Here is a 7541-nt window from a genome sequence, read left to right on the forward strand (position 1 = left end):
CCACCGTCCCCGTCCCCGCCCAGCCCGACGCCTCCGCACACCCCGTCGACCCGCCCGCGCCCGTCCCCGCGTCCACCACCCCGCGTACGGGCGCGCCGCCCGGGGCCGTCCGGTCGCCCCGTACGGCCGCACCCGCCCCGGCACCGCGCCGCGCCGGTTTCCTGTGGTCCCTGCGCACCGCATGGCGCGATGTGTGGGGTATGTGTCGTTGACGCCATGACGGGCGGGATCGCAGCCTGAAGAGGTGAACGAGCGACGTATCGCCTTCGTGATCTTCGACGGGTTCCAGTCCCTCGATCTCACCGGCCCGCATGAGGTGTTCCAGTACGCCGACAAGCTCGCGGGCGGCTACCGCCGCCAGATCGTGGCACCCCGCCCGGGGGCCCGTGGCATCGTCCAGCGGACTGCCGGTGCACGCCGCGCACGGAGTGGCCGACCTCGACCCCGGTGGCATCGACACCCTCGTGGTGGCGGGTGGCACCGGGGTCGACCGGGCGCGTCACGATCCGGAGCTGACCGGGTGGATCGCCGACGCCGCTGCCGGTGCCCGCCGGGTCGCCTCGGTGTGCAGCGGGGTGTTCCTGCTGGCCGCCGCCGGGCTCGTCGACGGGCTCCGGGTGACCACCCACTGGGCGCGCGCGGAGCAGCTCGCCCGGGAACACCCCGGCGTGCGGGTCGACCGCGATCCCATCTTCATCCGGGACGGCCGGGTGTGGACCTCGGCCGGGGTGACGGCCGGGATGGATCTCGCGCTCGCCCTGGTGGAGGCGGACCTGGGGCGGGAGGTGGCACACGCCGTCGCCCGCGAACTGGTGCTGTTCCTGCGCCGTCCGGGCGGCCAGTCCCAGTTCAGCGTGGGGCTGTGGTCGGCGCAGCCCGCCACCGACTCCCTCCGCGCCGTGGTGTCCGCGATCCACGCCGACCCCCGGGCGCCCGGGCACGGCATCGCCGAGCTGGCCGCATGCGCCGGGCTGAGCCCCCGCCACCTCCAGCGCAGATTCACCGCCGAACTCGGCACCCCGCCCGCGACCTATGTGGAGCGGGTGCGCGTGGAGGCGGCGCAGCGCGCGCTCGCCGGGGGTGACGACCCCGTGGAGGCCATCGCCCGGCGGTACGGCTTCGGCACCGCCGAGACCCTGCGCCGCGCGTTCCACCGGCACGTCGGCGTCGCGCCGTCCGACTACCGGGACCGATTCCGATCCACCGAGGAGCAGATATGACGACGTACGGGCTGCTGGTCTTCGAAGGCGCCGAGGAACTCGACTTCACCGGCCCCTGGGAGGTGTTCACCGTCTCCTCGATGCTGCGCGACCACGCCGACACCGCCGTACTCATCGCCGAACAGCCCGGCGCCGTCCGCTGCAACAAGGGGATGCGGGTGCTGCCGGACCACACGCTGGAGGACCATCCGCCGCTGGACGTCCTGCTGGTGCCGGGCGGCAGCGGCACCCGCCGCGAGGTGTCCAACCCGGCGGTCACCGACTGGGTCCGCCGCACCTCCGCCGCCGCCACTTGGACCACCAGCGTCTGCACCGGGGCGCTGCTCCTGCACGAGGCGGGTCCGGCGCGCGGGCGCAGGGTCGCCACCCACCATCTCTTCGAGGACACGTTGGAGGCGCGCGGCGACATCACGGTCGTGCGCGACGCGCGGTACGTCGTGGACGGCCCCCTGGTCACCAGTCAGGGCGTCTCGGCCGGGATCGACATGGCGCTGTGGCTCGTCGGCCGTCTGCACGGCGTCGACCACGCCCGCGCCGTACGCCGCTACATCCAGTACGAGCCCGCGCCGCCCTACCTCGCCGACGAGCCGGTCGCCGACCGCTGAGGGGCGGCCGGTTGATGGCACCGGGAGCTTATTGCGTACGCTACGCAGGTGCATGAATTCAGCATCAGGACCGCGACAGCCGACGACCTCGACGCCGCCCGCGGCGTGATGCTCGACACCGTCTACCGCGACTTCGGGACGGGCCCCCTTCGGGCGCTGGCACGCCGACATCATCGATCCCGGGCGCCTATTTGCGGTCACCGCGGCACACCTGCTGGTCGCGGTGGACGAGCGGGACGGGACGGTCGCCGGGACCGCGGCCCTCGACTCCCGGGGGCCGGCCCATCCGCCCAACCCCGCGTGGCTGGCGGAGCGGTACCCGTCGGGGGAGACCGCCCAGCTGCGCCGGGTGTACGTACGGCCGGAGTACCGCCGCCAGGGGCTGGCCCGGCGGTTGGTGCGCGCGCTGCTCGACTTCGCCGCGGCCGACGGGGGATACCGCGCCGTCTATCTGCACACCGATCCGGGGGTGCCCGGCGCCGAGCCGTTCTGGCGGTCGCTGGGGAAGGCCGTGTGCGACGAGCGGGAGGAGCCGGGGGACGGCCGGGTCCTGCACTTCGAGGTCCCGATGGCCTGACCTCGTTCGGAGTGATGGAAATGATTGTCATGTAGTCTCGCTGTTCCCGCTCCGTCTGTTCCCGCTCCGCGCAGCACCTGGAGACCGTGCCCCATGCCCCCTGTCCGCCGTCGGACGGCCGCCGCCCTGCTGCTCGTCCCGCTGCTCACCGGCTGCTTCGCCTCCCCGAACGGCACGGCGTACGACGCGGATGGCGGCTCGGGCGTGGGCGGCGGCGGGCGGTTGCGGGTCGCGATGGCCTTCCCGCCCGCCGAGCGCTTCTCCCCGTACGGCGCCGACGCCACCCTGCTCAGCCGGCTCGGCGTCACCGAAGGGCTGACCCGCCTGGACGGCAACGGCTCCGCGTCGCCCGCGCTCGCCGAGTCCTGGACCCGGGAGGGCCGTCGCGGCTGGCTGTTCACCCTGCGCGAGGCCCAGTTCCAGGACGGCACCGCCGTCACCCCGAAGGCCGTCGCGGGCGCGCTGAACCGGGCGGCGCACGCCGACCCGCTGCCCGCCGCGCTCTCCGGGGTCAAGCTCACCGCCGAGCCCGCGGGGAAACGGCGGGTCCGGCTCACCACCGCGGCCGAATACCCCGCGCTGCCGCTCACCCTCTCCAGCCCGAGCCTGGCCATCCTGTCCCCGAAGGCGTACGGCTCCCCGAAGGCGTACGGGAAGAAGGCCGCCCCCGATCCGACCGGTACCGCCACCGGACCCTTCGTACTCGGCCGGTCCGCCGGAGCCACCCGGGCCACCCTGAACCGCTTCGACGACTACTGGGGCGGCCTCGCCCACGCCTCCGGCATCGACGTCCGCTTCATCGCCGACGGCACGGCCCGTACCAACGCCCTGCGCACCGGCGAGGCGGACATCGCCGAGGCCGTCCCGGTCTCCCAGGCGGCCACCCTCGACAAGCCCACCCTCCGGGAAGTGCCCACCGCCCGGACCACCGGTCTCTTCCTCAACACCCGCTCCGGCCCCTTCGCCGACCCGGAGGTCCGCGCCACCGTCCGCGAGGCCACCGAACCCGGTGTGTTCGCGCGGGGCGTGTACGAGGGCCACGCCGACCCCGGTCAGGGCGTGTTCGGCCCCGCCCTCTCCTGGGCCACCGGCAAACAGCCCGCGCCCGCCGGACGCCCCGCGCCCGCCCGCGTCAAGAACACCTCGATCACCCTCGGCACCTACGACAACCGGCCCGAGCTGCCCGAGGCCGCCCAGGTGGCGCAACAGCAGCTGGAGAAGGCCGGGTTCACGGTGAAGCTGGAGGTCCGGGAGTACTCCCGGCTGGAGGCCGACGCGCTCGCGGGCAAGTTCGACGCCGTCGTCGCCGCGCGCAACACCATGCTCGACACCGGCGACCCCGTGTCCTACCTCGCCAGCGACTTCACCTGCCACGGCAGCTACAACCTGGCCGGGCTGTGCGACAAAGCCGTGGACCGGGCCGTGGCCGAGGCCGACTCCCGCGCCGACACCGACGAGCGGCGCAGCGCCTCGCTCGACGCCCAGACCGCCATCCTCCGCACCGACGCCGTCGTACCCCTGGTGCACCAGCGCATCCTCCACGGCGTCGGCACCTCCGTACGGGGAGTGGAGCTGGACCCGTACGAGCGCACCCTCATCGGCCCCGGTACCCACCGGTGACCGGCATACGCCGCACCGCGGCCACCACCGCCGACGGACGCGCCACCGCGCTGAGCGCGCTGTGGCGTGCCGCGCTCGCCCTCCTGCTGCTGTGCGGCATCGGCCTGCTGCCCTGGCTGTCCCGCACCGACCCCGCCCGTACCGTGCTCAAGGCGCGCGCGGCCGACCGCGATCCCACCCCCGAGGTGCTGGATGCCATCCGCCGCGAACTCGACCTGGACGCAGGCCCGTTGCACCTCCTCGGCCAGTGGCTCGGCCGGCTCGCCCACGGCGACGCCGGGACGTCCTGGCTCTCCGGTACGGCCGTGGCCCCCATGGTGACCCAGGCCCTCGGCTGCTCGCTGCTGCTGATGGCCGGGGCGCTGACGGTCGCCGTGGCCACCGCCGGTGCGGTGTGCGCACGCACCCTGTGGCTCGGTGCGCGACGCCGACCGCTGCCACGCGGCGCGGGAAGCGGCGGCGCCCTCCTCGCCGCGCTGCCGGAATTCCTCATCGCCACCGTCCTGGCCGCCGTCATCGGGGTGCGGCTCGGCTGGCTGCCCGCCGTCGGCTGGTACGGATGGCCCTGGCTGCCGCTGCCCGCGCTCGCGCTCGGCCTGCCCGTCGGCGCCGCGCTCGGCCGCATCCTGGACGACGTCCTGCCCGGCGCCTTCGCGGAGCCCTGGGCCCGGGCCGCCGCCGCGCGCGGCATCCCCGCCGGGCGCATCGCCCGGCAGGCGCTGCGCCGCGCCGTCCCCTCAAGTCTGCCCAACCTGGGCCTGTTCGTGGTCGGCTTCACCGGCGGCGCGGTCGCTGTCGAGCAGGTCTTCGACATCCCCGGGCTCGGACGGCTCACCCTCCAGGGCGCCCTCGCCCAGGACCTGCCGGTCCTCCAGACCGGAACGCTCGTGCTCATCGTGTTCGCCACCGCCGCCGGTGGCCTCGCCCGGCTCACGGCCCGGCTGCTGCTCGGCCCCGCCCTGCGCGACGGCGAACTGCCCACCCTCCACCGGCCGTCCGGGCCGCCCGCACGCGCGCTGCCCCTGCTGTACGGGGCCGTCCTGCTGGCCGTCGTCGCCCTCGGCGCGCTGCGGGACCCGATGGCCCTCGACCCCATGGCCCGCCTCGACGGCCCGTCCTGGCAGCACCCGTTCGGTACGGACGCGCTCGGCCGCGATCTGCTGGCCCGGGTGGGACACGGCGCGCTCACCACCCTCGCCCTCGCCCTCGCGGTGAGCGCCTGCGCCCTGGCCGTGGGGCTGCTGCTCGGCCTGATGCCCCGGCTGGCCGGGGGGCTCGTCGAAACCGCCAACGCCGTACCGCCCGTGCTCGCCGGGCTGCTGGTCGCGGGCACGGCCGGGGCCGGTCCGTACACACCCGCGCTCGCCGTCGGCGCCGTCGCCTGGGCGCCGCTGGCCGCGCACACCGCCGCCCTGCTGAACCAGGAGCGCGCCGCCACCCACCTCGCCGCGACCCGCGCCCTCGGCGCGGGCCGCCGCCATCTGTTCCGCCGCCACCTGCTGCCCGCCGTACTGCCGCCCGTCACGCGCCACGCGCTGCTGCGGCTGCCCGCCGTGGCGCTGGCCCTGGCCTCCCTCGGCTTCCTGGGTCTCGGCGCCCAGCCACCGTCCCCCGAGTGGGGCAGGCTCCTCGCCGAGAACCACCCCTACGCGGAACGCGCGCCCTGGGCCGTGCTCACGCCCGCCGCCGCGCTCGCCCTGCTGGGGGTGGTGGCGGTCACCTCGGCCGGGGGAGTGCGGTGGCCGCGACGCTCGGCCGCCGTCGATTGACACTTCTCGAAACGTCGGCGGAGACTGGCGCGCACACGTATCTTGAACGCAAGTTCACTGCGCGCACAGGCTGTTCGGCAAGCGACAACGAAGGACACCGGAATGACCATCACCCGCGACCTGCTGATCGGCGGCAAGGACACTCCGGCCGCCTCGGGCCGCACCGCCGACGACCTCAACCCCTACACCGGCGAGGTGTACGCCACCGTGGCGGCGGGCGGGCCCGAGGACGTGGCGCGCGCGGTGGCAGCGGCCGACGCCGCCTTTCCGGACTGGGCCGCGGTGACGCCGTTCGACCGCCGGAAGATCTTCCTCACCGCGGCGGACCTGCTGGAGTCCCGCGCCGCGCAGGCAGCGGAGATCATGCGGCACGAGGCGGGCGGCACCGCGCCCTGGGCCCACTTCAACGTGGCGCTGGCCGCCAACATCCTGCGCGAGGCCGCCGCCGCCATCACCGCTCCGCGCGGCGATGTGCTCAGCGCCCAGGAGGCCGGGGCGCTGGGGCTCGCCGTGCGGGAACCCATGGGCGTCGTCGCCGCCTTCGCCCCGTGGAACGCGCCGGTCATCCTCGGTGTCCGCTCGGTCGCGGCCCCGCTCGCGGCGGGCAACACCGTGGTGATGAAGCCGAGCGAGGACGCGCCGCTCGCCTGCGGGCTCTTCGTCGCCGACGTCCTGCGCGACGCCGGACTGCCCGACGGTGTGCTCAACGTCGTCACCAACGCCCCCGAGGACGCCGCCGAGGTGGCCGAGGCGCTGATCGCCGACGAGCGGGTGCGGATGGTGAACTTCACCGGATCCACCGGCGTCGGCCGCGTCGTCGGCACCCACGCCGCGCGCCATCTCAAGCCCGCCGTCCTGGAGTTGGGTGGCAAGAACGCCGTCATCGTGCTGGACGACGCCGATGTGGACTACGCGGTGGACGCCGCCGCCTTCAGCGTCTTCATGAACTCCGGCCAGATCTGCATGTCCGGCGACCGCATCCTCGTCCACGAGAGCCTCGCCGAGGAGTTCACCGCGAAGTTCACCGCCAAGGTCGCCGCCCTGCCCTGCGGCGATCCCGCCGATCCGTCGACCGTGGTCGGTCCGCTGGTCCGCCCCGAGGCGGCGCAGCGGGTGGCGGCGCTCGTACGGGACGCGGTGGCCAAGGGCGCGACCGTGCTCACCGGCGGCGGCGACCCCGAGGGCTCGGTCCACCCGGCCACGGTGCTCAGCGGGGTCACCGAGGACATGGACCTCTACCACACCGAGGCGTTCGGCCCGGTGTGCGTGGTCGCCCCCTTCGCCACCGACGATGAGGCCATCGCCCTGGCCAATGCCACCGACCACGGGCTGACCTGCGGCATCATCACCGAGAACGGCACGCACGGGCTGCGGGTCGCCCGCCGCATCCGCACCGGAATCGTCCACGTCAACGACCAGTCCGTGGCGGACGAACCGCAGGCCCCGTTCGGCGGCATCAAGCAGTCGGGGTACGGGCGGTTCGGCGGCCGCTGGGGCCTCGAGGCGTTCTCCGACACCCGCTGGATCACCCTGGCCACCCAGCACGCCCACTACCCGTTCTGATCGCCCATCAGCCCATGCCCGGGATGTGGCCGACGGCGTCCGGGCGGCGGGCGGCCAGCCGCAGGACACGGAGGGTCGAGCGCACCACCTGCTCCTTGACGCGGGCGGCGGTGGCGCCCCGCAGGACCAGATCCCGCGGGGCGTCGTCCGCGCGCACGAACTGGATCAGCCCGTCCCTGCGGCCCAG

The 7541-nt window shown here is 74.8% G+C and carries 5 protein-coding genes and 3 pseudogenes; 7 read left to right on the forward strand and 1 reads right to left on the reverse strand.

Annotated features, from left to right (window positions below; all coding sequences use genetic code 11):
* The 7 genes and pseudogenes from SSOG_RS55205 to SSOG_RS42460 all read left to right on the forward strand — a co-directional run.
* A partial coding sequence (locus SSOG_RS55205) for a hypothetical protein (protein ID WP_425385449.1) occupies positions 1–212 on the forward strand: 212 nt, incomplete at its 5' end.
* Between the two features lie 32 nt (positions 213–244).
* A pseudogene (locus SSOG_RS42435) lies at positions 245–1220 on the forward strand (GlxA family transcriptional regulator).
* Positions 1217–1825, forward strand: coding sequence for a DJ-1/PfpI family protein (locus SSOG_RS42440; RefSeq protein WP_009720497.1), 609 nt, complete (start codon positions 1217–1219; stop codon positions 1823–1825). Before SSOG_RS42435 ends, SSOG_RS42440 begins: the two are co-directional and overlap by 4 nt.
* Positions 1826–1933: 108 nt before the next feature.
* Positions 1934–2402: pseudogene (locus tag SSOG_RS42445) on the forward strand (GNAT family N-acetyltransferase).
* Between the two features lie 93 nt (positions 2403–2495).
* A complete protein-coding gene (locus SSOG_RS42450; protein ID WP_009720499.1) occupies positions 2496–4022 on the forward strand; it encodes an ABC transporter substrate-binding protein in 1527 nt (508 codons plus the stop codon).
* On the forward strand, positions 4019–5791 hold the full coding sequence (locus SSOG_RS42455) for an ABC transporter permease subunit (protein ID WP_009720500.1): 1773 nt from the start codon (positions 4019–4021) through the stop codon (positions 5789–5791). The genes SSOG_RS42450 and SSOG_RS42455 overlap by 4 nt, the downstream gene beginning before the upstream one ends.
* 102 nt (positions 5792–5893) lie before the next feature.
* The gene (locus SSOG_RS42460) at positions 5894–7354 is read left to right on the forward strand and encodes an aldehyde dehydrogenase family protein (RefSeq protein ID WP_009720501.1); all 1461 of its coding nucleotides are present in this window, start codon (positions 5894–5896) and stop codon (positions 7352–7354) included.
* A 7-nt stretch (positions 7355–7361) separates the two neighbouring features.
* Here the strand turns inward: SSOG_RS42460 and SSOG_RS42465 are convergent.
* A pseudogene (locus SSOG_RS42465) lies at positions 7362–7541 on the reverse strand (pyridine nucleotide-disulfide oxidoreductase); the annotation flags it as partial.

The sequence above is a fragment of the Streptomyces himastatinicus ATCC 53653 genome (assembly GCF_000158915.1).
GTDB lineage: Bacteria > Actinomycetota > Actinomycetes > Streptomycetales > Streptomycetaceae > Streptomyces > Streptomyces himastatinicus.

Excerpts from the sequence above, each read along its gene's own strand:
- SSOG_RS42450 (WP_009720499.1), top strand. The coding sequence starts at position 2,496 with ATGCCCCCTGTCCGCCGTCGGACGGCCGCCGCCCTGCTGCTCGTCCCG.
- SSOG_RS42440 (WP_009720497.1), top strand. The coding sequence starts at position 1,217 with ATGACGACGTACGGGCTGCTGGTCTTCGAAGGCGCCGAGGAACTCGAC.
- SSOG_RS42460 (WP_009720501.1), top strand. The coding sequence starts at position 5,894 with ATGACCATCACCCGCGACCTGCTGATCGGCGGCAAGGACACTCCGGCC.